Raw genomic sequence first — 24,815 nt, 5'->3', positions numbered from 1 at the left:
CAACGCCCACAAGGAGTCGCCCATGGCAGCGAATGACCCTCTCTGGCGGCGGCCACGCCATTACATGGATGCCGATGACGCCCACGATCATGTGCATTGGGTCGAGCTGTTCTTCGATCTGATCCATGTGGTGACGATCTTCATTCTGGGGAACTACCTCTCCCACCACATGGATTGGCAGGGCTTCTGGGTATTTACCGGGCTGTTCCTGGCGATTTTCTATGCCTGGGCGGACAGCTCCGTCTACAACTCCCTCTATATCTCCACGGACATGCCCCATCGCGCCGCCATGGCGCTGCAGATCGTCACCATGATGTTCATCGCCGCCGCCATTCCTGATGTGACCGGCAAGGGGTGGACCTATTTCGCGCTGGGCTACGCCCTGAACCGGACGATCACCGCCTATCTGTACTGGCGGGCGCGCTGTGTTGGCGACGCCAGCGATACGCTGGCACACGAGCAGGGACGGAATTTCTTTGTGCTGGCCGGGCTGTTCGCGCTGTCCGCGTTTTTGCCCAAACCGCTGGCCTACTGGGTGTTCGGGGCCAGCGTTGCGCTGATCCAGCTGCAGTACATGCTGCCGCGGATCGGGACACTGCGGTTCGCCCGATTCGTCCCGCGCCTCGGGCATATCTCTGAGCGCTTCGGCCTGCTGATGCTGATCCTGCTGGGGGAAGGCTTCTTCAAGTTGGTGCTGACACTGGCCGACAAAGGGGTCTACAAGATCGGCGCCGGCACCTTCTTCAATGTGGCCATGGGTGGCCTGTCACTCTTCGCGCTGGCCTGGGTCTATTTCGACAGCGCCGGCAACGCCAAACCGAAGAGCCGCGACATCGGGGTCCTGGTGGGGTACTGGCTAGCGCACATTACCATCCTGTGGAGCGCGGTGACGATTGGCGTGGCGCTGGCCGGCGAAGTCTATGTCGGTCTGCTGGAGCCCTACCCGACGGGCTACGGCGCCCTCGGTTCAGTGGGTCTCGCCGTCTTTCTCGCCGCGCTATGGATACTGCAGCGGCTCGTGGCGGAGGACAGCCATGCCTGCCGCGGTCACAGCCCGGCTCTGCGGCTTTTCGGTATTGTCATGGCCCTGGTCGTGCTGGCCGTGCATCCTTTCGTGCCCTCGATAATCGGCAACCTGCTCTGGGGGCTGGCGCTGTTCTCGCAAATTGCCGTGCCGCTCTATCGGGCGGCACGTGAGATGCCGCATTTTGAGCGGCAATAGCATGTTGCTGCCAAGACACCAGGACCAAGGCGCTCACTGATCCTTCTGCGCGGAACAGCGGGTCGGCGCGGCACGTTCCTGGAACCGGTCGCGCACCCAGCCCCTCAGGGCGTCGGCACTGTCTTCCCGAGCATCATGGCCGACCCCGGGCAGGCGCAGCATGTGAATGGTCTCTCCCTGCCGGCAGCGTCGGCTCACTTCCCGCTCACTTAGCGCAATGGGAATGAGAGTGTCTGCGGTGCCGTGGGCAATGACCATGGGCACCGCAATGGGTCCGGCGGGGCGGTTGTGGTCGAACAGCCCAGGCCAGGGCGGTGTGGCAAGAATATCCACGGCCAGATACTCCTGCGGGGTGCGCAGGTCTGCCAGTGCAGGCAGGAAACCGGCCGGGGCGGTGAAGCAGGGGCGGATCATCCGCTGGAAGGCGTCGGCGGCATCCGGTTTGAGAATGGCCTGCAGGCTCGCGTCGGCATACACCTGATCCCAGGCGGCAAACACCATGCCCATGAAGATGCCGCCGGCTGGCTTGTCATGGTTATAGGCGGCGATCTCGCGCAGGTTGAGCGCCGGCGCCGAGGCGGCGACACCTTTCAAGGTGAGTTCCGGGGCATAGTCTGCGGCCAGCTGCCCCACCCAGAAGGCGGTGTTGCCGCCCTGGGACGCACCCCAGACCACGAATGACGAACCCGCCCCACTCTCCGGGATCTGCTGCGCGGCCCGCACCATGTCGAGCACACTATGGGCAGCGGTTCTGCCTACCATATAGGGATGGATGCCCGGCGTGCCCAAACCTGGATAGTCGGTAATCGCCACCACCCACCCCTGCGCCAGCATGCCGGCCACATCCGGGGTCTGCTGATACGGATCGCGGGTATGGCTGACACCGCACTCCGGGCGAATGCCGGTGGTGCCATGGGCCCAGGCCACCACCGGTCGCGGCGTGCTGCTCGGCTTGTCCGGGGCAACCACGGTACCGGTCACCGCCAGTGGCTTGCCTTGTTCATCCGTGGACAGATACATGACCCGCCAGGCCCTGGCCCCTTCCGGCAAGCTGGCATGGGAGGGTGCCTGCCGGATCACGCTCCCGGGGAGCGCCTTTGGCAACGGTTGTGGCGGCTGATAAAAGGCGGAAGGCTGCTGCGGCACCGCGGCAAAATAAAGCCCTGCCGCCAGCATGACGCTGATGGCCATGACCCCCATCAACAGCAGGGCTGTCCTGCAACGCCCGGACGGCCTGAACCTGGATTTTCCTGGGGTAGTCATTGCCACTTTTCCCTGTCAGCCTGATTTATTGCGGTCGATTCCCTGCCCCTGCATCCCTTTGCCACGGCATCCGTCATACATCGACATCAGCATCGCCCTGCAAGACAAAATACCGATGACGGGATTTGAAAAGCAATAAACTCCGGCCTTGCCTACTTGCCCCTCAACAGGCTCTCCACCCCCTTGAGGCTGTCCGGCTCACGGGCCAGCTCTTTTTTTGCAAAGGCTTCGATGGCTTTTTCATGGGCGTACACATAGGCGAAGAAGTCCTGCTCTTGCTTCTGCGCGTGGGTCTTCAGACGCAGAAACTTTTCCTGGAAGGGCCCCGTGGCGTTACGCACCAGGGTCATGGCCAGACGCCAGGGCATGACGGCCAGAGCAGCCCCCTCCGCGCGGCCTTTCATTGCCCAGCCTTTAGGCTCCAACACCGTCTGGCCGGTGCTCGCCATGTAATCCAGATAGCGTTGCAGGGTGTGCGCTTCCAGCGCCTTCAGTGCCAGCCATTTTGCCTTGCGCTCCGGGTTGCGGGTGAGTCGGGCGGCGGTATCAAACACTGCCTGTCCGTACACTTCGGATTCATGAATGCGCTGCAAGTCGGCCTGATATTCGGGGTAGTTCATTCTCTCTCTCCTCGGCTCAGGCAGCGGCGGCCGCCGCCTTGTATTGTTGGGTGATGGCGGTAATGGCCCGATCCAGGGCACGCCCAAATTGCTCCGTGCTTTCCATGAACGGCATGTGGCCCACATTCCAGAACACCTCCGTGCGTGCGCTGGGCACACGATCCGCCAGTAGTACCGACTGAGACGCAGGCACCACCGGGTCGTGGGTGCCCACGAATAGATGGCAAGGCACGCGTATCGCATCGAGCCGATGGCCGATTTCCAACCTGCTGATGCCATTGAACAAGCAATACAGTGCCCGGGCATCCTGCGCCCGGGTATCGGCGCGAATATTGTCGAGCATGGTCTGGCTCATGGGGTGGCGCAGGAAGGCGTTGCGATCGCGGGCCAACAAACTCGCAAAGGTCTTCTGCACATAGCGGCTATGCCGGGCAATGGCGATATTGGCCGCAAACAACGGTCGCCCCCACTGGCCCTGCGCAGCCAGTTTCACCAGCAGGCCTTCCACTCCGCCCCACTGGCCACGGTGAAAACCCGCGATGCTGACCAAACCGGCCAGCAAGGGCGAGTGCTGAATGGCCAGATTCAGGGCCACGAAGCCTCCGGTGGAGTGACCCACCACGATGGCCTTACGGCCCTGCAGTAGCTGTTCCAGGGCGCCGTTCATAATCCGGTAGAACCAGTCGTCATCGACCTGATCCGGATGAAAATCCGCCGGCACGGTGGAGGGCGAATGGGCAGGCAGGCTCAAGGCATACCAGGGGCGGTTGTCGCGGTAGTCCGCCGGCAGGGCAGCCCGCCAGAAGTTCACCGACGCCAACACCCCATGGATGAACACCACCGCGGGTTCACCGGGCTGCGCCAGGTGTTCATTGACGGCCAAACATGCCAGCCGATGCCCCTCGATATCGACAAATCGTTCTGTGACTTTCATGCGCGTTCCTGCCCCTTCTCATGCGTAATGGCGACGACCCGTTTCTCCACAAGGATCACGGTCACCGTATGGGGCAAGACTAGCGATGAAGGCAGGAGGCGTATTGAACGAAACAGCTACGATTGATGAGCCTGTTGCCAGGCGTGCAGGGCGTCCATGTAGGTCAGACCGAAGGACTCGGCGAAGGCTCGACTCATATGCGGCAAATCACTGAAACCCGCCTGCATGGCCGCATCCATGGGATTGATCCCGTCCAGCAGCGCATCCATGGCCATCCTCAGCTTGAGCCATTTTTTGTAGCTGCGCAGGGGAATGCCTGCCTTCTCCACGAACCAGTGGGAGAAACGGCTGGGAGACAGGTTCGCCTTTTTTGCGAGCGCATCACGGTCCGGGTCCTCACCGGCGCGCAGCTGCGTGGTGATGGCATCCACGATATCCCGAAAACGGGGATCCAGCGCCGCGTCCGACTCCGCACCCACCAGCAGATCCGAAGCCAGCAGGGCATGCAGATCGCTGCTCGCCGACAGCTCGCGCAGCGGCGCGGGCAGCTCACCCTCCGTCAACACCCGCCAATCCTTGCCGCTCGCCTGGCCCAGAGCCTTGAGCGGAGAGATGGTTAACGGATCAAAATAAATGGAACAGACATAACCGGAAAATAACCGGTGCTTCACCTTGGACGACAGGAACACAGCCCGGGCATGGCGCCGCCCGGAATTCCCGGCTTCAAATTCCAGCTCCCCTTCCAGGGCAATGGTGAGTTGCGACGCCCAGTGGCTGTGCGGATTATTCGGACCCACATGCCCACGAAATATGGCCACACTGTCGGAAAAAACGATATCCAGTTTCCAGTCTTTTTCCATGGCTCAGGCGATCCTGCTGTTATTCAATCGAGAGAAGGGGTGAACGCCAATTCCTTACCGTCATTACGCCGCTCAAAGACGGTGGTCCGGGGGCTCCCGAGCTGGACGACCAGCTTCCGTTGCCTTTTCCTTGATCCAAGCACGACAGTGCGCGCCTTAGTGACCCATCACCCGGCAAATGCAATGCATCTCAATTCTGCCATGTCTCTGTGCAAGGTGGTCAGCTTTCCTGACCAACACGTATGCCTCATCGACTCCAACTGTTAAGGTTCATTCACCACAATAAACATCAGAACAAGAATGCCACCAGCCCCACCACACCGCATCGGCTTGCGCACCCGTGCCTGGCTGGCCAGAAGAAAACAACACCTGGCCTTCCGCCTGATCCTGTTCTGTGTCGCCCTGCGGCTGCGCTGGCTGGCGTGGCGCGACCCGGCGTTTCGCAAGGACCTGCAACGACGCAACATCATGATGGTGTGGCGCACCCATGACGGGCGTATCGCTCGCTGGTTTCATTTCAGCCCCAATCGCGTTCGCAGCGGTTCCGGTTTACGTGAGCGCTGTGATATTGCCGTGCGCTTCCAGGATGCCGACTATGGGGCAACCACCCTGATACAGCTGCTGGATAATCAACGACTTTTCTTTGTCGGCATGCGCCAGGGAAAGATCCGACTTAATGGCAATATCAAGGGGCTGCTCTGGTTCAGAACCGTCTCAGAGTACCTGGTGCCGGGCGGCGTACAGATATGGCGACCGCGAAAGGCTCCGCGGGAACGGCAGGGCTCGCAGTAACCAGACAATCACGGCGGGGGAAGTAGGAGTATCGCGCGATAGCCAGGAAGCTATCGCGCACCAAAAATCAGTGGCAGTGATATGGTTTTTTACCTGCATGGCACCCGTTAGCATCTGTACCACCGGAGTGGGCCAGCGCGGCACCAGAAACCATCATAACAAGAGCAATTACAGCCATTACCTTCTTCATAGTCATTACCTTCCCTTGGTTTTTTGTAGTTCGACCATACTGCATCGCACAACCTTCAGGGGCAATGACTGACCAGAATGTCAGCCTTTAACCATTTACTAGCGGAAACCTGGAAAATCCTCCCAAATCCCATAACCTTCGTACAATGAGCAAGAAACTGGAAGGCACATCTCGTTGCGCCCCTTATTGTTCCTCCTGACCAGCCAATAAACTCTCAAGCAACGCATCAATTTCCGCTTTAAGCTGCTTATCTTCAATCTTGTTCGCACTCACTTGCGCACTCTCAAGACTCTTGATCGCAGCCTCTTTCTGCCCCAGATCTACCTGCAATTTAGCCATGGAAAAGCCGATTGATGAGAGGTGATCTTTGGCATTGATAGCCAGCGCTTTGGCCTGGGCTTTTTCGTAGATCACCAGCGCAGCCTCCAGATCTTCGGTGAAGTCAGCCAGCGTTTCCCACTGCTCGGGATGATCCTTGTCGGTGTTGTCGTTATCGGTGCAAATGGTTTTCAGCTGTCCGTAAAGCGACTCGAACTCCGCTTGATCATCTTTTCTCGCAGCTTCCATCAGCTTTTCAGCCAAGCTGTAAACGGCCTTGTATATTTTGGTATTAATCATTCTCTCTCAACCAATCACGAAGAAGAAACCACACGGGAAGCAGGCCCTGGTACTGCACTGAGCCCTCGAACTATCCGGCTGCGCTCCGGGTACTGCAATTCGAAGCCACCTTTATCTCTCTCAAGGTATTGCCGCAAGGGACACTCAACCGTCACCTCACCGCCTGTCATATTTTACAAACTCCCGGGGCATGACAATTGATCCCGACCCTTACAGACTTTACATTTAGAAACCCAAACATTGAACAATGTAACATTCCGGAATAGTCATACTCCTCATTTAGAGAAGGGATTCTTATGAAAGTGTATTTGATCGGGTGGGGGCTGATTGCCATGGCGATGCTCGTCTCTCTTACCACAAAGGCTGGTCAGGAGGCCGAGATCGAGACTTATGGGATCTGGATTTTGTATACCGTCGGCCTGGTGCTAGTGGCCACAACGCGAAAGTACAAGATATTCGAGAACATCAGCTGAACCTCGGCACACAACCAGGCTTACGGGAAAGCCCCGCTTCATGAGCCTGCCTGCAGGTGACGCCCTTACAGCAAATTGGGGAGGGGCGTCGCCAGCAGGTCGACTACCCCCCCTCTTTCTCCTACTTCCCGTAATGCTCCAGCACCGGCCCCGACAGTTTCTCCGGATGCCGCGGCGTTGCGCTGGCGAAGTGGGCATAGATCTTCTGCAGGTCAGCTTCCATGTCGTCGCTGGGGTAAATGACCACCGGAAAGGTGAAGGTCTTCGCCTTGTAGTCCGCCAGGGCCAGGATGATCGGCACGTTGGCCTGCTTGGCGATGTGGTAGAAGCCCAGCTTCCATTGCTCGGCGTTGCTGCGGGTGCCTTCCGGGGTGACGGCGATCAGCAGTTTGTCACGCTGGCGGAATTGCGCCACGGTTTGCTCGACCATGCCGCCGGCCTTGCCGCGCTCAATGGGCATGGCGCCAAGCTTGTGCAGCAGCCAGCCCAGCGGGCCCTTGAACAGGCTGTGCTTGATCATCACGTTCACGTCCTGCTGCAATGCCGAGCGGCTGACCAGGGCCAGCACCCCATCCCAGTTGGAGGTATGCGGGCCGCCGGCGATCACTGCCCGCTGGATATCCGGAAACGGTCCTGCCTGCCAGCCGGTGAGGCGCAGCATGGCCCGGGCGATCAGTTGGCCCAGTGGTGCCCGGCGTTTACCGCCTTCCGTTTGCTCACTCATTACTGTGCTCCGCTATGACAAAGCGGGAGTATATCGGATTCCTCCCCTGCCCCGGCGGCTGTGTTCCAGACCGAACCGACTGTCGGTAGCAATATTTAGCTGGACAGAGGCGGGCAACCTCTGTAACGTTGCCAATAGCTAAAAAATCACGCTTGAATCAAGTACTACATTTCGCTGTTTTATTCGTATAACTCGTCCTGCAGTCCACAAGTCCAAGTTCCGTTTTTCAGCTACACACGCCCTAACCGGCGATTTACATCATTATTTTCAGGATTAGTATTATGTCTACAGTGAAAGGTACCGTTAAGTGGTTCAACGAAGCTAAAGGTTTTGGTTTTATCGAGCAGGAAGGTGGTCCGGATGTGTTCGCACATTTCAGCGCCATCACCGGCTCTGGCTTCAAGACCCTGGCCGAAGGCCAGCAAGTTGAGTTCACCATGACTCAAGGTCAGAAAGGTCCTCAGGCTGAGAACATCGTCGCTCTGTAAGCGATCGTTCCAGTTATAAAAAAGGGCGCCTCCTTCGGGAGGCGCCCTTTTTTTATGTAACATCATCCAGTCAGATCAGCCCTGTCGCCCCACCATCATCGCACTTGCCTTATCCCGCCCCGCGCTTTCCCAGAAACTCCTGCAGCATGCTGTAGCTCAAGCCCCAGATGCAGTAGCCCTGATAACGGCAACAGGGGAACGTCATTCTTCCCAGTGGCGTGCGAATTTGCAGCGTGGAACGGTGTGCCGGATTACTCAGGTAATCCAGCGGAATCCAGATGCCCCGTTGCGCCTCATGGTTCAGCGACATGGCGTTATCGCCACGCCAGGCGAATACGTGTGGCGTCACCACCATGGGACTCCAGCGACTGTGATGCCGGGTCAGCAGATCCGACAGCCTCGCCTGATACTCCCCCTGACGAAACAGATCCAGCCCGGTTTCTTCCAGGGTTTCGCGCATGGCGGTGTGCCGACTGGAGGTGTCACCTGGCTCCAGACGCCCGCCGGGAAACGCCATATCCCCGGACCAGGGGTCACCATCGCGGCGGGCCCGCTGAATAAACAACAGCTCACCATCGCGCTCGCGGGGCCCACGATAAATCAGCGCCACCGAGGCCCGGGTGACATGGCGCCGGAACGGCAACTTGTGGGGGCGATATTTCTGTAGCCAGCTCAGGGATGGCATAACAGCTCACGGTAGCAATGACTCCCCGAAGAATAACATCAGGAACCCGGGCTTGTTGTAGGCGCGTCGCTGGCGGCGCGGTTGGCAACATGTAGCATCGCGCCGCCAGCGACGCGCCTACCGGTTACTGCATCCCGGTGAGAAACCGGGGATGGCCGTCTTTTCCTGACAAGCAGACACAAAAAACGGTGCGCCGTTTCCCGCGCACCGTTTTTTGACTGACAGCGATGGATTACTTCTTCAGATCAAAACGATCCAGCTCCATCACCTTGGTCCAGGCGGCCACGAAGTCGTTGACCAGTTTCTCCTGGCCATCGGCACAAGCATACACTTCGGCCAGGGCACGCAGGACCGAGTTGGAACCGAACACCAGATCCACCCGTGTGCCGGTCCATTTCACCTGGCCACTGTCGCGATCGCGTCCTTCGAACGCTTCTTCGTCACTGGAAGTGGCTTTCCACTCCGTACCCATATCGAGCAGGTTGACGAAGAAGTCGTTGCTCAGGGTACCCGGCTTGTCGGTGAACACACCGTGCTGGCTGCCGTCGTGATTGGCGCCCAGTACACGCAGGCCGCCCACCAGTGCGGTCATCTCCGGCGCCGTCAGCGTGAGCAGCTGGGCCCGGTCCACCAACAGGTGTTCCGCACCGATGCTGAACTTGCCTTTCTGGTAGTTGCGGAAACCATCCGCTGCAGGCTCCAGGGGCTCGAAGGAGGCCACATCGGTCTGCTCCTCAGTGGCATCGGTCCGTCCCGGATGGAAGGGTACGGTCACATCGTGGCCGGCCTCTTTCGCCGCCTTCTCGATACCCACACCCCCGGCCAGTACGATCAGGTCTGCCAGGGAGATCGTCTTGTTGCCGCTGTTGAAGTCGCTCTGGATGCCTTCCAGAGTCTTCAGCACCTTGGCCAGTTGCTGCGGCTGGTTCACTTCCCAGTCCTTCTGCGGGGCCAGACGAATGCGCGCACCGTTGGCGCCGCCACGCTTGTCGCCGCCACGGAAGGTGGAGGCAGAGGCCCAGGCGGTAGACACCAGTTCGGACACGGACAATCCACTCTCCAGGATCTTGCCCTTGAGTGCGGCAACGTCCTGATCACTGACCAGCTCGTGATCCACCGGCGGCACCGGGTCCTGCCAGATCAGCTCTTCGCTGGGGACTTCCGGACCCAGGTAGCGGACACGGGGACCCATGTCACGGTGGGTGAGCTTGAACCAGGCACGGGCGAATACCTCGGCGAATTCCTCCGGGTTCTCGTAGAAGCGACGGGAAATCTTTTCGTAGTCCGGATCAAAACGCAGCGACAGGTCCGTGGTCAGCATCATCGGCTTGTGCTTTTTGGTTTTATCCTGGGCGTAAGGAATGACTTCATCCGCATCCTTGGCCACCCACTGCTTGGCCCCCGCCGGGCTGGTGGTCAGTTCCCACTCGTAGCCAAACAGGTTTTCGAAGAAGTAGTTACTCCACTGGGTGGGAGTCTGGCTCCAGGTCACTTCCGGGCCGCCGCCCATGGTGTCGTCGCCCTTGCCGGTGCCCACCGGGTTGTGCCAGCCCATGCCCTGTTCCGCCAGGCCTGCGGCTTCCGGATCGGGGCCGATCTTGTCCGGGTCACCCGCACCATGAGCCTTACCAAAGGTGTGACCACCAGCAATCAGTGCCACGGTTTCTTCGTCATCCATGGCCATGCGGGAAAAAGTTTCGCGGATATCATGCGCCGCAGCCTTCGGATCCGGATTGCCGTCCGGGCCTTCCGGGTTCACATAGATCAGGCCCATCTGTACCGCTGCCAGGGGATTTTCCAGGTCGCGCTTACCGGAGTAACGTTTGTCACCATCCAGCCAGCCTTTCTCGGCGCCCCAGTACACATCCAGATCCGGCTCCCAGGTGTCTTCCCGGCCACCGGCAAAGCCGAAGGTCTTGAAACCCATAGATTCCAGAGCCACGTTGCCGGCCAGGATCATCAGGTCCGCCCAGGAAATATTGCGCCCGTATTTCTGTTTGATCGGCCACAGCAGACGGCGGGCCTTGTCCAGGTTCACGTTGTCCGGCCAGCTGTTCAGTGGTGCAAAACGCTGCTGACCACGACCGCCGCCGCCCCGGCCATCGCCGATACGGTAGGTGCCGGCACTGTGCCAGGCCATGCGGATAAACAGACCACCATAATGACCGAAATCGGCCGGCCACCAGTCCTGGGAATCTGTCATCAGCGCATCCAGATCTTTTTTCACTGCATCAAGATCAAGACTGCTGAAAGCTTTGGCGTAATCGAAGTCCTCATCCATGGGGTTGGACTTGGAAGAATGCTGATTGAGGAGATCCAGGCGTAGCTGGTTGGGCCACCAGTCCTGGTTCGTGGTGCCGCCACCTGCCGCGTGATTAATCGGGCATTTACTGTCTGTCATAGCGCTCTCCTTCCTTGTGGGTGGGTTCGGCGTCTTTGATATTTAGTTGTAGTCCTTTAGAGGTCATCTTGGCCAGTTTAGTTTGCCAAATACGACGATAGTTTTTATTAAACGTCGCTCATCTCTTCACGGGAAATTCATTTGCTGGCCTTACCTGTTTCACTCGCTCCGATATAAATCTTGGGTATACAAAGATATACCCGCGATTTCTGATTTCCCACACAGGAAGACATCACCTTTGCTATGCTGCCAGCATCGCATTGGCAAACGGATCCTCATGGAATCGACCACGCCCGACCAGCCCCAGACTCTCGGCGAGACCACGCGCATGCTGTGGAACGCCCGTGGCCGCTACAAGCGGGTGCTGGCCACCGCCGCCAGCCTGCAGAAAGTGGTATGGAAACACCGCAAGATACTGGGTAGTAGCGACGAACAGGCCCTGCAGCCCCTCCACGAGGAAGTCGCCGCCAGCCTGGCTACCCTGTTCCGTGATAACGGCGGCGCCTGGATCAAGTTTGCCCAGTTTCTCAGCTGCCGGCCGGATCTGCTGCCCGCGCCCTATATCGACGCCTTTGCCCATCTGCGAGAAAACGCACCGAAAGCTCATTTCGATGACATTCAGCCATGGCTGAAGGCCCAGCTGGGCCACGACTGGGCGGATTCCTTCAGTGCCTTCAACATCATCCCCATGGCCGCTGCTTCCATCGCCCAGGTCCATAACGCCACCCTGAAATCCGGTGCCGAGGTAGCAGTGAAGCTGCAGCAGCCCAGGGTCAGCCAGGAGTTCTCTGAAGATGCCGCCGCCCTGCGATTGCTCGCCAAGGCACTGAAACCACTGCTGCGCGAAGTGGATGTGGAGCAGATCATCAACCAGCTGATCACCACCACCGAACGGGAGCTGGATTTCCGCCTGGAAATGGCCCACATGCAGGAATTCAGCGAACTGCCGCACCTGCCAGGCATCAAGGTACCGCGGGTCTACCCGACCCTGTGCAGTGCGCAGATGCTGGTGACGGAGTGGATCGAGGGGAAAAGCCTTTCCATCGTGTTGCGAGATGATGAAGCGCAGGCCATTCCCCTGCTGGAGCGGTTGCAGGCCAGCATGATGCAACAGGTGCTGGAGTTCGGTCTGTTCCATGCGGACCCGCACCCGGGCAACTTTATCGTGACCCCGGACGGCGATCTGGCGGTGCTGGATTTCGGTGCCGTGGAGCATGTGGCCGCGGAGGATCGCCAGCATTACACCGCGCTGCTGATGCGATTGCTGGGCATGGGCGACGGACCGCTGCTACCGCTGTTCGAAGCCGCCGGTTTTGGCGGGCTTACTGAAGAGCGACTGGAGAAGCTGTCCGCAGCACTGGTCTCCGCCCGCCAGGATACCGATGCCACCCTGGCGGATAACCTGCGCACCCTGCTGGATGAATTCCGCCGATTGAGACTGGTGATGCCGGATTCCTTCGTGGCCATGGTGCGGGTGCTGATCACCGTGGGCGGACTGATGACCCGCTATCAGATTCCGTTTTCCTGGGGCGGCTTCAGCGCTCGTTAAGTCGAGCGCCATGGTCCAGTTCACCTCCGACTCGGTGCACCAAAACGCCGCCAATGTTACTTGATCATCTTCTTGATCAGGTTCACCTTGTCCTTGTAGGGCGCATAACGGAACTTGATGTCGAACAGCGTGGTGGCCTTGAGAATGCTGCGCTTGTGGGAGAAGGCATCGAACGAGTTCTTGCCGTGATAGGCACCCATACCGCTTTCCCCCACACCACCAAATGGCAGGTTCGGGTTGGCCACATGCATCACGGTATTGTTGATACAGCCGCCACCGAACCGGGTGTTATCCAGCACCTGGCGCTCCACCTGATCACTATTGGTAAACAGATACAACGCCAACGGATATTCCGGCAATTTCTTCAGGTTGCCGATCAGCTCTTCCAGGCTTTGGTAGGTCAACATGGGTAGCACTGGCCCGAAGATTTCTTCCTGCATGATGGCATCGTCCATGGAGATATCTTTCAACAGCGTCGGCGCAATATAACGCTGTCCCGCATCGGTCTGGCCACCCACCAGCACTCGAGCCTTATCGATCAGCGCGGCCACCCGTTGGAAATGCCGGTCGTTGATCATACGGCCCAGGTCCGGGTTCTGGCTCGACGCATCCCCATAAAACTCCCGTAGCGTCTTCACCATTTCCTTTTCAAAGGCATCGCGGATATCCGCATGGACATGAACATGGTCCGGCGCGATACAGGTCTGCCCCACGTTGAGCATCTTGCCGGCGATAATCCGCCGCGCCGCCACTTTCAGGTTGGCATCCTTGTGCACGATGGTCGGGCTCTTGCCGCCCAGCTCCAGAGTGACCTTGGTGAGATGCTTCGCTGCTGCCGCCATGACGATACGGCCGACACGGGGACTGCCGGTAAAGAAAATATGATCAAAGCGCTCTTCCAGCAGCACATTGGTCACTTCGGTGCTGCCCTTGAATACCGCCACATATTCATCGCTGAAGCATTCCTTCATCATTTTCTCAATCACATTCGCCACGGTGGGGTTCAGTGATGACGGCTTGAGAATGGCCGTGTTACCCGCCGCGATAGAACCGATCAGAGGCTGCACCAGCAACAGGAAGGGGTAGTTGTACGGCCCCATCAAAAAGGTCACACCCTGGGGGGTGGACTCGATGCGGCTACGACCTGGCTGGGCCCACATTGATGTGCCGACTTTTTTTGGCTTCATCCAGCTTTTCAGGTGTTTGAGGGTGTGCTTGAGATCTTCGATCGCTGTAGTGATCTCGATATAGGCCTCGAAGGGCGGGCGGCCAATATCTACCTTGAGCGCCTCCTGAATCTCTTCCTGATACTGAACAATGGCGTCTTTCAGCTTGGTCAGCTGACGCACGCGAAAGTCATAACTGCGAGTGGCCCCGGTTTCAAAAAAACGGCGCTGTCGATCCACGGCTGCGCCAGCCCAGCTTTGTGACTGCTTCAGATTTTCACTGTCCAATACCGCACCCATGGCGCACCTCCTCGTTATTCGTTTAACCGCAAGGGTTGGGAAAACGAGTGTTCCATGGGTGGCGCCCCGGCTCTACAAAAAGCGGGGAAATGACCTGACCAAAAAAATCAGAAAGTGGCAAAAAAACTATTTTCCCTCTCAATTAAACAAACGGGAAATACATGTCCCTCTGCTATATATACCTTCTGATTTTTTGTAGCAGCTATGCTTGCATGGCGAACCGCCAAAGGCGATCAGAGCAAACCGGTTCACCATGCGAGCATAACGCCAACGGAAAGAGAAAACGTTACCCCAACCAATCGACGATACGATCCATAGCGGTGGTGCAGCTGCCACAATACTGGCGCAGGAAATCCTCACCCAGTGACTGCTCTGGCGGCACCATTGCCGCGCCATCCAGTGCTGCCTGACCATCGAAGTCCACAAAGGCCTGCCGCAAGCTCAGTTCCCCTGCAGGGCGCCCAAAGGCTTCGCCGGGCAGAGTGGCCACACCGGTTTCTTCCAGTAGTGCTTCACACAGGGCGGTGCTGTCGTGAAGGCCTCGCTGATGCAAGCGCTCCGCCAACGGCGTGAAATCCGGGAACAGATAAAAACCGCCATCGGGCATGGCCAGATCCAGCCCGGCCTGTTCGTAGGCATCCACCTGAAACCTGGCCAGCCCCTGGAGAATGCGACGGCACTGGGACAGGTAATCGTCCATATCGGCACCACCCTGAAAGGCACTTACCGCCGCATGCTGAATAGGCGCGGACACCGAGGTATAGGTTTCGCTGGCCACGGTGGCCATGGCATCGCGTAGCCAGGACAGGTTGGGAGGAAATGCAAAGGCGCCCAGCCGCCAACCACCGGCGCCACACCATTTGCTCAGGCCATCGCTGATGATGGTGCCTTCCGGGTAATAGCGGGCAATGGAACGGTGCTGGCCGTCGTAGCGGGTGCGCCCGTAGATTTCGTCACTGAGCAGAATCAGCCGGTGGTAACGGGCTACGTCGGCAATGTCACGCAACTCATCGTCGGTGAAGGTGTAACCGTGAGGGTTGGCCGGATAATTGAGGATCACCAGGCGGGGCCGGCCGGGGTCACGCTGGCACAACGCATCCAGACTTTTCGCGCTGAGTTTCCAGTTGTTGTGTCCATGGGTGGGCACCCAGTGAACACGGCGACCGATGATACTGGCCTGGGGTGCATAGGAGACCCAGCTCGGCGTGGGAATCACCAGGTCGCCGTAGTAGACCAGTTGCAGGATAAACATGAGCTCCTTGGAGCCCGGCCCGATCATGATGTCTTCGGCCCGGAAGGGCACATCTTGCTCGCGGTGCAGATGACTGGCAATGGCTTCCTGCAGCGCCGGCAGCCCTTTTACCGGCAGATAATCCTTCTCGCCGGCAAACTCGCGCAATGCGCTGACCACGGAGGCCGGCACCGGAAAGGGTGACTGGCCCAACCCCAGCTTGTAGACCTGCCGCCCCTGCTGGCGCAAGGCATTACTGCGCTCGTTGATGGCCAGGGTAGCAGACACCCCCAGACCACGGACATTCAAGTTGAGGTGTACATCGGGGTGGAACGGCATGGCGGCTCTCCCTGCGGATTGGCGCGAGTCATTTTGACCGTGTTACGCGATCATACTTCGACCATAAAGCACAGCCAGAGGCACAAGCAAAACGCACTGTCACTCCGGAACATCAGCCGGTCGCCGCCAAGTCGCATCCACAGCACGACAGTCCTTGTGGTATTTCACTTTGCAGGGCTTTCGGTTGGACGGCGCAGGAGCAAAGTCATGCTTGAGGAGCTCAATGGACAGGGGCAATCGTCGTCCCCAAATTGCACCCACGTACCTCATGAAACGCCTTCATGCCGGTTTTTCCACCGTTAAGCAGTCCACCCTTACAGGTGGTTGCTTAATGACCAGCCCGTACCTATAACCAAACAATGCGTCATCTCCGGTTTTCCCGGCTGTCCATCGGGCCGCCCCTGCGTGGCTCTGGAAAGGCCGCGCCCCTGAAGGCACTCCCACACAAAAACAACAGGAAAAGGGGGACACCATGACCACAACCAAACCGCTTGCCGCCCGCCCCGGCGGCGCCGAACGCCATAGCTGGCTGTCAAACCCGCTGGACTGGCCGCACATTGATCGTATGGTTCTGCTGGCCGGACTGGTGATGATCTGCCCGGTGGCTCTGAGCCTGTGGCTAGCGGGTGTTGCACTGATTGCCCCGGACTGGGTGAACCCGCCGGTGGTAAAGGCCCTGTTCAGCCTTTTTGCCTTACACGCCCTGCTGCTGGGCAGCTTCCTGCTGGCCGCCCGTTATCGGCGCCAGCGCAAATCCAGCTGGTCACTGATGGAAAGCGTGATCATCTTCTCCTATGCCCTGGTCTGTCTGATCAGTAGCTGGCTTACCGGCACCCAATTCACCGCCGGGCTGCTGCTGTTATTGCTGGGAGTCAACATTGCGTCCCCGCTGGCCAGTATCCACAAGCTCAAGCAGGCCTACGGCCTGGTCTGTATCGCGCTGGCCGTGTTTATCTTTCTGTACCTGAACGGCGGCTTTACCCATGCCCCCTTGTTTGCCCGCCCCCCTTACCAGGCGGATGGTAGCCCGGTAATGTTTTGGTTTGTGTTCCAGTCCGTACTGGCGGTGACCCTGCTGCTCATTCTTTACATCGGATTGGTCGCCACCGAGCGCTGGAGCAACCGGGAAGACCTCTATCGGGAAATGTCCACGGTGGACGGCCTGACCCGGCTTACCAACCGGCGCTCGTTTATCGAACGAGGCGAAAGCGAGCTCAACCGCACCCGGCGCACGCCCACCTCGCAGCTATCGTGCATCATGCTGGATATCGATCATTTCAAGGGCATTAATGACACCCACGGCCACGATGCCGGCGATGCAGTACTGGTTAAGGTATCGGAAATCATGATGGATAATGCCCGCCAGTATGACGAGGTAGGCCGTTATGGCGGCGAGGAGTTTGCCATTCTGCTACCCGCCACACCGCTGGAAAACGCCATCAAGGTAGCCGAGCGCCTTCGCGCCAGAATCGAGGCGGTGGAAATTCCCTGCAACGGCACGACCCTGCGTGTCACCGCCAGCTTTGGCGTCGCCTGTTACCCCTACAATGACATCCAGGACATGAACGGCCTGCTCAAGTCTGCCGACACGGCCCTCTATGCCGCCAAGCATGGTGGACGCAACAAGGTGATTGCCGCCCGGGAACAAAGCCTGGCCGCCAACGGCTGACGCCGGCACTTTTATCGCAAGGGTAACCGACACTCCCAGATCCCGGACATTCAGGTTGAGGTGCACAGCGGGCTGAAGCGGCATGGCCGAAATGTCCCTGAACAAGACAGGCTTTCTTCGGCCCTACCGGGTTGTCACCGGGCTGCAAAGTGCGCAGACCCGGTGACGGCAGGAACAACGAAAATAAAAAAACCGAGGGTCAAACCTTCAGATATTTCGCCGCCTTGGCATCCGCCTTTTTCGCCAGTGGTTTCAGCTCGGCGATTTTTTCACAGACCGCGTCGCACTCTTCTTTACTGAGGGCGTGACCGTCCACCGCCTTGTGCAGCTGGCGCATGTAGTTATCCAGAATCGTCAGTACCGACAGATGCACCAGCGGAGCAATTGACGACTTCTTCTGTGTGATGTGCTGTTTGCGGTGGGCCTGTTCCCAGCGTTTTTCGAATTCCTTGTGGCTCAATGTCATGACAACCTCCCTGTTCAGAATGTGAGTTTATTGACGCTGATGCTGTTCAGACCCAGCTCACCGCCGCTGATACCTTCCATTGCCACAGGCAGGCTGATGTCATTGAGCGACACCTTGCCCAGAGTGGCACCGAGTTTGGCATCACTGAGCGTCATGCTGCCCACGTTCAGATGCACCGTGGGGGTGACTGCAATGCTCACCTTGAGAATGCCCAGATCCACGCCCAGGGATTTATCCGAGGCGGTAGCGTCAACATTGAACGCCTGGCTGGTGGCCGCCGGCATCGTCACGGACGGGATGCTGATGTTTTCCAGGCTGGCGCCGGGCAGAACGAGCTGCTCGGTAGGAGCCGCCCGATTCACACGCAGAGCTTCACCGTTGGCGCCCGGCACCGACAGGGAACTGAGCGACAGCTCACCGATGCCCATACCAGACACGGACAACCCGGCGCTGGGCAGGCCCAGTTTGTCCAGGCGAATGCCGGACAGATCCAGATTGCCCAGGTTGAGCTGGTCGATGGGTTTCATCTGCGCTACCAGGCCGGGAATATCAATGGCCGGAATCTGCAGGTCGATATTGCCCAGGTCCGGCACCGTGATGGTGCCCAGATCCACCGGGATATCCAGGCTGCCCATATCCTCGCTGCCATCCCAGCTGCCGAGCCAGCCCAGGTCAATTTTCCAGTTCAGCCGGAAGCCCAGCTCTACGATGGTGCGCACCTGATTCAGCACCGCTTTGGCGCTATCCACCGAGGCCTGGGTATTTTCCACGTGCAGGTTGCCGATACTGGCACTGCCCAGGGTGACTTTTTCCACGCGCAGGTTATTGAGCGTACCGTCTTCTACGGTGACCTGGTCGATGGCGATTTTGCGGGAGACCTGGGCACCGAGTACGCCCAGGCGGGTGAGAAGATCCCGGGAAACCGGGAGAGAATCCAGCAGGTTGTCCGCAGACAACCGTTCTTTTAGTGACATGTTTGCCTCCTGGCAGGGTTGAGTAAGCACACTCCGGTGTGCGCTCACACTCTAACCATTGAGGCATTTATTGCATATGAGGCAAGCGTACCAATTTACCGGCGGCTATCGGCGGCGCACCCCGCAGGGCCCACTCGCGGATCAAAAAAGACTATAATCGCCCCCTTCCTACAACAGAATATGCGTGCGGACTTACCATGCCTTCTTTCGATATCGTCTCTGAAATTGATGAAGTGGCCCTGCGCCACGCGGTGGATAACGCCAACCGCGAACTCGCCAACCGTTTTGACTTCCGTGGCGTCGAGGCCAGCATTGAGCAGAATGGCCTGGACGTGACCCTGAAAACCCAGTCGGACTTTCAGGTGCAACAGCTGGAGGAGTTGTTCGCCAAGGCTGCGGTCAAACAGGGCATCAGCGTTGCCGGCGCCGACCGCCCGGAAAAGCCCGAGCACAGCGGCAAGACCTTTTCACTGACACTGACCTTCCGCCAGGGCATCGAACAGCCCCTCGGCAAGCAGATCGTCAAGATGATCAAGGACAGTAAGCTCAAAGTGCAGGCCTCCATTCAAGGTGACCAGGTACGCGTGAACGGCAAGAAGCGTGATGACCTGCAGGCGGTGATGGCTCTGCTGCGCGAATCGAAGATTGAAACGCCACTACAGTTCAATAACTTCCGGGATTAAGAGCCAATTGTAGGAGCTATGCTTGCATGGCGAATTCGGCCCTGGGGATGTTCGCCATGCAAGCATAGCTCCTACAGGGGCTGGGAAAAGGCTCGGGAGCCCAAGGATCAATAACAATAATAAGGAGACATCATGTCCGTTGCTTCGCACCCGGCAGTGCCACGCCTCAACCTGCTCTGGTTCACCGTGCTCGCTGCTCCCATGATGATCGGTATCGCCATCGCCCTGATGATCTGGTTCGGCCAGTATCAGGCGCCCATGGATCTGCTACCCGAGGAAACCCTGCGTATGGGAGCGCTTGGCGCCATGGCACTGATGCTGGTGGTGGCCAGACCGCTGCGCAATCTGCTGCTGAGCCCGACAGCCATCGCGAAGCGCCCCTTGCAAGGCACCACACCGACCAGCGCTGATGAGGAGGCCGTCATTAAGGTTCAGACCAGCATGTTCCTGCTGCTGGGGCTTCTCGATGCGGTTGCCATGATCGTGATTGCCTTCTGCCTGATGCAAGCTGATGCGCACCTTGCCATTTTGAACGGCATCTTCAGCTTGATACTGGCGATCATCGCCAAGCCGGATTTTTCCGCACTGATTGAGCAAACCCGAAAACACTTGCAGCGCTAAGCTGGCCAGAGAAAAACGAGGCTCCGTTATTCTTAAAAGCCTCCGCAACGTTGTGTCATAAGGGTTTCAATTTGCTGGTAGGTAAACGCTTTCGGGGCACTTTCATTCAGTGTCACCGTCAGCGTTTTCGCTCCGGCGTCATAACTGACGGTTGCCTGATTGCCGGCATCATCCGTCATTACTAACGACCCGCTGGTGACTTCGTCTTCCCTATCCAGCAGCCCTTCGCCCTCCGCAACTTGCTTTACATACAAATCCTGATTCGTTTCCGCATGGAAAGCTCCCTGCGGGCAACTCTTCGGTAGCACACCGGCAATGCTGTAACCATAACGGCCTTGATAGCGTTCGATATGCCCTTCCTCGAACGTCATATCACCGTTTATATCGTATTCCAGCCAGAACCGTTCCTGCTCATTGTCTCCGAACTGGGTGATCCCGGTAGCACTGCCATCACTATCTATCGCCGTACTTCCCACCACCGAATACTGTTCCAGTTCGCCACCGGCACCGCCGTAGGCCTGGTCGTCTGAATCGCGGCGCAGATGCATAAACCCATACCAGTAGCGGGAAAATATCACTGTCTCTCCTTCAAATGATTGCGACACAGAAAAAGGGGATTCCAGTGATGTGCCTGATTGCTCAAACCCGATAAAGTCGGTTTCAGACAGAAAGTTTCCGCTGCCAATACCAGAAACCGGATAACCCACACGGCGCACGCCATCCGCGTGGCCAGCCCCTGAAAACGTGTCACTGGAAAAACAGTTCTTGTCCTCGGTCTTGATCACATCATGCAAGGCACCGGAAAAGGGTGAGGCCACATCCTGGTCAGAACGCTGCATTACTACATATTCACCGCCACCTTCGCAGGCATGGCCCTGATCAACTCGGTTAGCCCCTGTCATATCCACTTCCAGAGCCACATTCAGATTGGCCATCAAACGGGTGAACGGCATATAGGTTTCATCCATCAAGGATCCGGGAGCCAGAAGCACAACCGTTTCTTCACTATCCAGTGTGGAGGCTGCCACTGTTTCAAGTGCTGCAAACTCTCCGTTCTCATCACTGTTATCAGGCGAATTTGATGACTGCTCCCCACTGCTTCCGCCGCCGCCACCGCAGGCGACCAGCATGCTAATCATCAATGCCAGATAGCTACTTTTTACTGATCTGCTGCAATCCATCCTTGGTGCCCCTATCCGTCAATTCATCAGCGAGGGAGGAATGTAGCAGGTTGGTAAAAACCCGCCGTGCGCATCCCTGCAATGCCGGGTAAGACAATGACGTCAGCAAAAGTAAGACATGGATTACACCATAGGCTTTACACAAGCATCACAGTCCTGCCTGCAATTTACAGATAGCACCGTAATTACCATCAAAAGCACAATCGCTGTCTTTATGAAGAGCTGTTTTTATAACCAGTTATCGGGCGACAGGCGGCAACAGCCCGTCATACCGGTATCGCAGATGCCTGTTTTCATTATTAAAAACAGCTATAAAAACAGACTGAACGCCGTTCTATAAATGCCGTGAAAGAACCGTTAAGTCATTTTCTGCTGGTAGATGTGGCGAAAAAAGCGCCACCATGCATACAGGAAGGTGTGACGCAGTTCCTTCCGGGAGGAATCATGTTTAAGGCAAAGGCAGCATGGATCGCTGCCATGATGGTGGTCTGGAGTAGCAGCCAGGCAGCCTCGGTCAGTGACTCGGCCAGGGCCAGGATTACGCTGATTATTCCGCCGTCGTTCAAGGTAGAGGGCCTGTCACAGATGCAGGCCACTGAATCACGACAATACCGGGCAGATCAGCTTTGCCTGCGAGGGCCGCGCAGCATGGATTATTCATTGCAAGTCCGCGATGGCGATGGTCATATCAGCCAGGCGCAGGCTGATTTTATTCCCGCCAGCGACACGCCGGATTGTCACGGTGAATCCGCTTCCCTGTTGCTACGCAATGGCAAGCAGACACTTCAGAAAGCGGACGAGGTCACCTTGATGATCATTGCGGAATAGCACGGTTCCGGCGATTGCCGGAACCGTGCCAATCGTCATTTCTTCTTGCCTTTCCCTCCACCATTTCCGCCGCCTTTGCCACCGCCATCATCCTGGGCAGCACACTGACCTGGCTTGTGCAGTTGCAAATTGCCCCGTGAAAGCAGCCCCGACTCCGCATAACCGCCGGACATGATGGCAAAGTGATCCGATCTGCCCGGCTCACCCGCGTCGGTAACGGTAACCCGGCACAGGCTGTTACCCGTTCCATCGCACACATAATCCAGGCGCCGGGTAAGAGCATCCACCAGCACATAATCACTCAACTCGTGAGCACGAATATGCGGGCCGCCGCTGCGATGGTCCACGCCATTGAAATGACCGCTCAGGCCGTTAGCTTTCAGACCACCCACCATACCGAACGACAATCTGCCGCCGGCCACATCCAGCTGACCGCCACCGGTAACAAAATCCTTAACCGGGCAGACAAACGTATCGCCGCAAGTGATACCGGCGCGGGCGTGGCTGATCACTACATCCGCACTGATGGCACCGTAAAGCAGATGGTTATCCAGCAAGGAAATATGCAGAGCATTGGTAACAACGGTGTTCTGATCAATGATCTGTTCATTAATCACCACACTGGCCAGCCCGGGAATCTCCACGGTCTGGTTGGGGTGGCCGGACACCTGAATGTCGTAGCCATTGATGCGTAACCCCACAAGCCGCGACGACCCGGACGTTACCACGTCCTGATCAATACAAAGGGTTTGTGCCTGAGCCTCCAGCACCGCTGCCGATACCGTCAACAACCCAAGCACTGACACATCCAGCCCCACTACGGTGGATTGTGCGTGGGTCATGTCACCACTACCGACCACTGACGCGGAAAGGATGTCGGCCCCCACATTGACCAGGCCGGTCTCCGCCACCGCGCTGATACCCTTCTCTCGCATCCCGCCACTGGCATCCAGCATGCCGGTATTGTTGAGGACAACCCGGGTCTCCCCGAGCAGAAACGTTTTCAAAGTGATGTCCACGGCTGTGGCTTCACCACTGTAGGTGGTAGTGACCGCATCGCCACCCCCACCACCTTTGCCCGGTGGGGGCCCCTTGGCTTCAGCCAGCGGAGCCAACAGCAGGCAGGCCGTGAGAACAGGGAGAAACAGTCGGGAGTAATAGAGCAATAGTAAGCGTCGCATGTTGCACCTCCAGGGACAGGACAGTTTCCCAAGACGATCGCAACGCGCGAACAAAGCGGACCAGGGTGGGCACAGGGATAAGGGCACCAGCGGTCCTGAAGAGCTTTATTAAGCGCGCAAAATCTGTCGCCTGCATCCCGGTTTTTCACAACCACAACAAATTCGCACCCGACGCAGCAAATCACATCCCAAAAGCGATAAAACCCTATGAAAAACAGGCCTGTGAAACCGCACCTTGTTGCTGGGCATGCCCAGGCACAGGCCAGTATTTCCTATTGAACACCCCGTGACATGAATTGTTAATGAACACCGTTTAACAATTCATGTCCCATGCTCTACAACTGTTCCTGTGATCGATAACAAGGAGAACCACCATGGGTTTCAGGAACGGATTCACCCGTTTGTTTGCCGGCCTGGTCCTGCTGCTGGGCAGCATGACCACCCCGGCCCTGGCCGCCGGATTGATGACCCCGGCCAACAGCAGCCTGCCACCACTACAGATCCGCGAACAGCATGTCACCGTGGATGTGGAAGACGGCTATGCCATCACTGAAGTGGAACAGGTCTTCCATAATCCCAATGATCAGGATCTGGAAGCCTACTACCGCTTCCCGGTTCCCGAGCGCGGCACCGTGGCCGAGTTCACCGTGTGGATCGACGGCAAGCCGGTAATCGGCGAAGTGCTGGAAAAACAGCAGGCCCGCCGGGTCTACGAACAGGAAAAAGCCGCCGGCCGCGAGGCGGGCCTCACCGAGAAAGACAGCTACAAGGCCTTTGATGTACTGGTGCAGCCGGTACGCGCCGGCCAGGACACCCGGGTGCGGCTGGTCTACATGCAACCGGCCTTTATGGATACCGGCATCGGTCGCTATGTGTACCCGCTGGAAGAAGGCGGTGTGGACGAGAAGAAGCTGGCATTCTGGACCGCCAACGAGAGCGTGGAAGAACACTTCAGCTTTACTCTTAACCTGCGTAGCGGCTACCCGGTGGATGCCCTGCGCCTGCCCAAGCATCCCCAGGCACAGATCCAGAAACTGGGCCCACAGCAATGGCAGGTAACGCTGGATAACCGCACAGCAACCGCCAGCAGCAAAGAAGAAGCGAACAACGAAAGCGACAACTTCGCTCCCCCGGCCACCAATGGCCAGCCGGCCAATGCCTTCACCCTGGATCAGGACATCGTTGTCTACTGGCGCCACCAGCAGGACCTGCCAGGCAGTGTGGATCTGGTGGCCTACAAGGCGCCGGGGAAAGAACGCGGCACCTTTATGCTCAGCATCACTCCCGGTGACGACCTGCCGCCAATCACCACCGGCAGCGACTGGGTGTTCGTACTGGATATTTCCGGCTCCATGAG

General features: G+C 58.0%; 26 protein-coding genes. 11 read left to right on the top strand and 15 right to left on the bottom strand.

All coding sequences use genetic code 11. The annotated features are described in order from the left end of the window. Positions 1 to 1,222, top strand: a 1,222-nt coding sequence (locus HUJ17_RS00715) for a low temperature requirement protein A (RefSeq protein ID WP_366470868.1), incomplete at its 5' end; no start/stop codon positions are given. A 33-nt stretch (positions 1,223 to 1,255) separates the two neighbouring features. Here the strand turns inward: HUJ17_RS00715 and HUJ17_RS00710 are convergent. Further along, positions 1,256 to 2,413, bottom strand: coding sequence for a lipase family protein (locus HUJ17_RS00710; protein ID WP_290508904.1), 1,158 nt, complete (start codon positions 2,411 to 2,413; stop codon positions 1,256 to 1,258). Between HUJ17_RS00710 and HUJ17_RS00705 the strand changes: the two genes are divergently transcribed. Next, entirely contained in the window at positions 2,406 to 2,624 is a 219-nt protein-coding gene (locus tag HUJ17_RS00705) for a hypothetical protein (protein ID WP_290508903.1), read from the top strand. The genes HUJ17_RS00710 and HUJ17_RS00705 overlap by 8 nt on opposite strands. A gap of 13 nt (positions 2,625 to 2,637) precedes the next feature. Here HUJ17_RS00705 and HUJ17_RS00700 read toward each other — a convergent pair whose 3' ends face one another. From HUJ17_RS00700 to HUJ17_RS00690, 3 genes are all read right to left on the bottom strand, one after another. Then, complete coding sequence (locus HUJ17_RS00700) at positions 2,638 to 3,105, bottom strand: hypothetical protein (RefSeq protein WP_290508902.1); 468 nt, start codon at positions 3,103 to 3,105, stop codon at positions 2,638 to 2,640. A gap of 16 nt (positions 3,106 to 3,121) precedes the next feature. Then, positions 3,122 to 4,039, bottom strand: a complete 918-nt coding sequence (locus tag HUJ17_RS00695; protein WP_290508901.1) for an alpha/beta hydrolase — start codon at positions 4,037 to 4,039, stop codon at positions 3,122 to 3,124. A gap of 116 nt (positions 4,040 to 4,155) precedes the next feature. Beyond that, a complete protein-coding gene (locus HUJ17_RS00690; RefSeq protein ID WP_290508900.1) occupies positions 4,156 to 4,899 on the bottom strand; it encodes an AraC family transcriptional regulator in 744 nt (247 codons plus the stop codon). Positions 4,900 to 5,199: 300 nt separating this feature from the next. Between HUJ17_RS00690 and HUJ17_RS00685 the strand changes: the two genes are divergently transcribed. Then, a complete protein-coding gene (locus tag HUJ17_RS00685; RefSeq protein ID WP_290508899.1) occupies positions 5,200 to 5,691 on the top strand; it encodes a hypothetical protein in 492 nt (163 codons plus the stop codon). A 67-nt stretch (positions 5,692 to 5,758) separates the two neighbouring features. On the opposite strand, the gene HUJ17_RS00680 is transcribed toward HUJ17_RS00685, so the two are convergent. Together HUJ17_RS00680 and HUJ17_RS00675 are read right to left on the bottom strand one after the other, a co-directional pair. Continuing rightward, entirely contained in the window at positions 5,759 to 5,845 is an 87-nt protein-coding gene (locus tag HUJ17_RS00680; RefSeq protein ID WP_231483447.1) for a YHYH domain-containing protein, read from the bottom strand. Positions 5,846 to 6,064: 219 nt separating this feature from the next. Then, positions 6,065 to 6,499 (bottom strand): tetratricopeptide repeat protein, encoded by a 435-nt coding sequence (locus HUJ17_RS00675; RefSeq protein ID WP_290508898.1) that lies wholly within the window; start codon positions 6,497 to 6,499, stop codon positions 6,065 to 6,067. Positions 6,500 to 6,795: 296 nt separating this feature from the next. On the opposite strand from HUJ17_RS00675, the gene HUJ17_RS00670 reads away from it, so the two are divergent. Next, a complete protein-coding gene (locus HUJ17_RS00670; protein ID WP_290508897.1) occupies positions 6,796 to 6,972 on the top strand; it encodes a hypothetical protein in 177 nt (58 codons plus the stop codon). A 121-nt stretch (positions 6,973 to 7,093) separates the two neighbouring features. Here HUJ17_RS00670 and HUJ17_RS00665 read toward each other — a convergent pair whose 3' ends face one another. Beyond that, entirely contained in the window at positions 7,094 to 7,696 is a 603-nt protein-coding gene (locus HUJ17_RS00665; RefSeq protein WP_290508896.1) for a lysophospholipid acyltransferase family protein, read from the bottom strand. Positions 7,697 to 7,977: 281 nt separating this feature from the next. On the opposite strand from HUJ17_RS00665, the gene HUJ17_RS00660 reads away from it, so the two are divergent. Continuing rightward, positions 7,978 to 8,184: a cold-shock protein gene (locus HUJ17_RS00660; protein WP_035245969.1), complete on the top strand. Its 207-nt coding sequence runs from the start codon at positions 7,978 to 7,980 to the stop codon at positions 8,182 to 8,184. A gap of 109 nt (positions 8,185 to 8,293) precedes the next feature. Here the strand turns inward: HUJ17_RS00660 and HUJ17_RS00655 are convergent, their stop codons facing one another. Both HUJ17_RS00655 and katG read right to left on the bottom strand, forming a co-directional pair. After that, positions 8,294 to 8,869 carry a CoA pyrophosphatase gene (locus HUJ17_RS00655; protein WP_290508895.1) on the bottom strand — a complete coding sequence of 192 codons (576 nt, stop codon included), beginning with the start codon at positions 8,867 to 8,869 and terminating at the stop codon, positions 8,294 to 8,296. 232 nt (positions 8,870 to 9,101) lie between these two features. Then, positions 9,102 to 11,270 carry a catalase/peroxidase HPI gene (gene katG, locus HUJ17_RS00650; RefSeq protein ID WP_290508894.1) on the bottom strand — a complete coding sequence of 723 codons (2,169 nt, stop codon included), beginning with the start codon at positions 11,268 to 11,270 and terminating at the stop codon, positions 9,102 to 9,104. 277 nt (positions 11,271 to 11,547) lie between these two features. Between katG and HUJ17_RS00645 the strand changes: the two genes are divergently transcribed. Continuing rightward, a complete protein-coding gene (locus HUJ17_RS00645) occupies positions 11,548 to 12,819 on the top strand; it encodes an AarF/ABC1/UbiB kinase family protein (RefSeq protein WP_290508893.1) in 1,272 nt (423 codons plus the stop codon). Positions 12,820 to 12,875: 56 nt separating this feature from the next. Here the strand turns inward: HUJ17_RS00645 and HUJ17_RS00640 are convergent, their stop codons facing one another. Together HUJ17_RS00640 and HUJ17_RS00635 are read right to left on the bottom strand one after the other, a co-directional pair. Next, entirely contained in the window at positions 12,876 to 14,285 is a 1,410-nt protein-coding gene (locus HUJ17_RS00640) for an aldehyde dehydrogenase (RefSeq protein ID WP_290508892.1), read from the bottom strand. 286 nt (positions 14,286 to 14,571) lie between these two features. After that, complete coding sequence (locus HUJ17_RS00635) at positions 14,572 to 15,855, bottom strand: aminotransferase class I/II-fold pyridoxal phosphate-dependent enzyme (protein WP_290508891.1); 1,284 nt, start codon at positions 15,853 to 15,855, stop codon at positions 14,572 to 14,574. A gap of 472 nt (positions 15,856 to 16,327) precedes the next feature. Here HUJ17_RS00635 and HUJ17_RS00630 point away from each other — a divergent pair, with 472 nt between their 5' ends. Continuing rightward, positions 16,328 to 17,524: a GGDEF domain-containing protein gene (locus HUJ17_RS00630; protein WP_290508890.1), complete on the top strand. Its 1,197-nt coding sequence runs from the start codon at positions 16,328 to 16,330 to the stop codon at positions 17,522 to 17,524. A 199-nt stretch (positions 17,525 to 17,723) separates the two neighbouring features. Here the strand turns inward: HUJ17_RS00630 and HUJ17_RS00625 are convergent, their stop codons facing one another. Both HUJ17_RS00625 and HUJ17_RS00620 read right to left on the bottom strand, forming a co-directional pair. Further along, the gene (locus HUJ17_RS00625; RefSeq protein ID WP_290508889.1) at positions 17,724 to 17,990 is read right to left on the bottom strand and encodes a hypothetical protein; all 267 of its coding nucleotides are present in this window, start codon (positions 17,988 to 17,990) and stop codon (positions 17,724 to 17,726) included. A gap of 14 nt (positions 17,991 to 18,004) precedes the next feature. Next, positions 18,005 to 18,964: a hypothetical protein gene (locus tag HUJ17_RS00620; protein ID WP_290508888.1), complete on the bottom strand. Its 960-nt coding sequence runs from the start codon at positions 18,962 to 18,964 to the stop codon at positions 18,005 to 18,007. Positions 18,965 to 19,161: 197 nt separating this feature from the next. Here HUJ17_RS00620 and HUJ17_RS00615 point away from each other — a divergent pair, with 197 nt between their 5' ends. Together HUJ17_RS00615 and HUJ17_RS00610 are read left to right on the top strand one after the other, a co-directional pair. After that, positions 19,162 to 19,647 carry a YajQ family cyclic di-GMP-binding protein gene (locus HUJ17_RS00615; protein ID WP_290508887.1) on the top strand — a complete coding sequence of 162 codons (486 nt, stop codon included), beginning with the start codon at positions 19,162 to 19,164 and terminating at the stop codon, positions 19,645 to 19,647. A gap of 132 nt (positions 19,648 to 19,779) precedes the next feature. Continuing rightward, entirely contained in the window at positions 19,780 to 20,268 is a 489-nt protein-coding gene (locus HUJ17_RS00610) for a hypothetical protein (protein ID WP_290508886.1), read from the top strand. A gap of 32 nt (positions 20,269 to 20,300) precedes the next feature. On the opposite strand, the gene HUJ17_RS00605 is transcribed toward HUJ17_RS00610, so the two are convergent. After that, the gene (locus HUJ17_RS00605; RefSeq protein WP_290508885.1) at positions 20,301 to 21,449 is read right to left on the bottom strand and encodes a hypothetical protein; all 1,149 of its coding nucleotides are present in this window, start codon (positions 21,447 to 21,449) and stop codon (positions 20,301 to 20,303) included. Between the two features lie 444 nt (positions 21,450 to 21,893). Here HUJ17_RS00605 and HUJ17_RS00600 point away from each other — a divergent pair, with 444 nt between their 5' ends. Continuing rightward, positions 21,894 to 22,277, top strand: a complete 384-nt coding sequence (locus tag HUJ17_RS00600) for a hypothetical protein (RefSeq protein ID WP_290508884.1) — start codon at positions 21,894 to 21,896, stop codon at positions 22,275 to 22,277. Positions 22,278 to 22,312: 35 nt separating this feature from the next. Here HUJ17_RS00600 and HUJ17_RS00595 read toward each other — a convergent pair whose 3' ends face one another. After that, positions 22,313 to 23,458, bottom strand: a complete 1,146-nt coding sequence (locus tag HUJ17_RS00595; protein ID WP_290508883.1) for a choice-of-anchor P family protein — start codon at positions 23,456 to 23,458, stop codon at positions 22,313 to 22,315. Positions 23,459 to 23,832: 374 nt separating this feature from the next. Here HUJ17_RS00595 and HUJ17_RS00590 point away from each other — a divergent pair. After that, positions 23,833 to 24,815, top strand: a 983-nt coding sequence (locus tag HUJ17_RS00590; protein ID WP_290508882.1) for a VIT domain-containing protein, incomplete at its 3' end; no start/stop codon positions are given.

It is taken from the genome of Alcanivorax sp. (assembly GCF_014762765.1).
Classification (GTDB): domain Bacteria; phylum Pseudomonadota; class Gammaproteobacteria; order Pseudomonadales; family Alcanivoracaceae; genus Alcanivorax.
Note: the sequence above shows the minus strand (reverse complement) of the source record. Positions and strands in the feature narration are given on the sequence as shown.

Coding starts and splice junctions, on each gene's coding strand:
- HUJ17_RS00645 (WP_290508893.1), top strand. CDS start 11,548: ATGGAATCGACCACGCCCGACCAGCCCCAGACTCTCGGCGAGACCACG.
- HUJ17_RS00665 (WP_290508896.1), bottom strand. CDS start 7,696: ATGAGTGAGCAAACGGAAGGCGGTAAACGCCGGGCACCACTGGGCCAA.
- HUJ17_RS00690 (WP_290508900.1), bottom strand. CDS start 4,899: ATGGAAAAAGACTGGAAACTGGATATCGTTTTTTCCGACAGTGTGGCC.
- HUJ17_RS00695 (WP_290508901.1), bottom strand. CDS start 4,039: ATGAAAGTCACAGAACGATTTGTCGATATCGAGGGGCATCGGCTGGCA.
- HUJ17_RS00615 (WP_290508887.1), top strand. CDS start 19,162: ATGCCTTCTTTCGATATCGTCTCTGAAATTGATGAAGTGGCCCTGCGC.
- HUJ17_RS00710 (WP_290508904.1), bottom strand. CDS start 2,413: ATGGCCATCAGCGTCATGCTGGCGGCAGGGCTTTATTTTGCCGCGGTG.
- HUJ17_RS00635 (WP_290508891.1), bottom strand. CDS start 15,855: ATGCCGTTCCACCCCGATGTACACCTCAACTTGAATGTCCGTGGTCTG.
- HUJ17_RS00670 (WP_290508897.1), top strand. CDS start 6,796: ATGAAAGTGTATTTGATCGGGTGGGGGCTGATTGCCATGGCGATGCTC.
- HUJ17_RS00640 (WP_290508892.1), bottom strand. CDS start 14,285: ATGGGTGCGGTATTGGACAGTGAAAATCTGAAGCAGTCACAAAGCTGG.
- HUJ17_RS00620 (WP_290508888.1), bottom strand. CDS start 18,964: ATGTCACTAAAAGAACGGTTGTCTGCGGACAACCTGCTGGATTCTCTC.
- HUJ17_RS00605 (WP_290508885.1), bottom strand. CDS start 21,449: ATGGATTGCAGCAGATCAGTAAAAAGTAGCTATCTGGCATTGATGATT.
- HUJ17_RS00685 (WP_290508899.1), top strand. CDS start 5,200: ATGCCACCAGCCCCACCACACCGCATCGGCTTGCGCACCCGTGCCTGG.
- HUJ17_RS00630 (WP_290508890.1), top strand. CDS start 16,328: ATGACCACAACCAAACCGCTTGCCGCCCGCCCCGGCGGCGCCGAACGC.
- HUJ17_RS00705 (WP_290508903.1), top strand. CDS start 2,406: ATGGCCATGACCCCCATCAACAGCAGGGCTGTCCTGCAACGCCCGGAC.
- HUJ17_RS00660 (WP_035245969.1), top strand. CDS start 7,978: ATGTCTACAGTGAAAGGTACCGTTAAGTGGTTCAACGAAGCTAAAGGT.
- HUJ17_RS00700 (WP_290508902.1), bottom strand. CDS start 3,105: ATGAACTACCCCGAATATCAGGCCGACTTGCAGCGCATTCATGAATCC.
- HUJ17_RS00680 (WP_231483447.1), bottom strand. CDS start 5,845: ATGGTTTCTGGTGCCGCGCTGGCCCACTCCGGTGGTACAGATGCTAAC.
- HUJ17_RS00600 (WP_290508884.1), top strand. CDS start 21,894: ATGTTTAAGGCAAAGGCAGCATGGATCGCTGCCATGATGGTGGTCTGG.
- HUJ17_RS00595 (WP_290508883.1), bottom strand. CDS start 23,458: ATGCGACGCTTACTATTGCTCTATTACTCCCGACTGTTTCTCCCTGTT.
- HUJ17_RS00625 (WP_290508889.1), bottom strand. CDS start 17,990: ATGACATTGAGCCACAAGGAATTCGAAAAACGCTGGGAACAGGCCCAC.
- HUJ17_RS00675 (WP_290508898.1), bottom strand. CDS start 6,499: ATGATTAATACCAAAATATACAAGGCCGTTTACAGCTTGGCTGAAAAG.
- katG (WP_290508894.1), bottom strand. CDS start 11,270: ATGACAGACAGTAAATGCCCGATTAATCACGCGGCAGGTGGCGGCACC.
- HUJ17_RS00655 (WP_290508895.1), bottom strand. CDS start 8,869: ATGCCATCCCTGAGCTGGCTACAGAAATATCGCCCCCACAAGTTGCCG.
- HUJ17_RS00610 (WP_290508886.1), top strand. CDS start 19,780: ATGTCCGTTGCTTCGCACCCGGCAGTGCCACGCCTCAACCTGCTCTGG.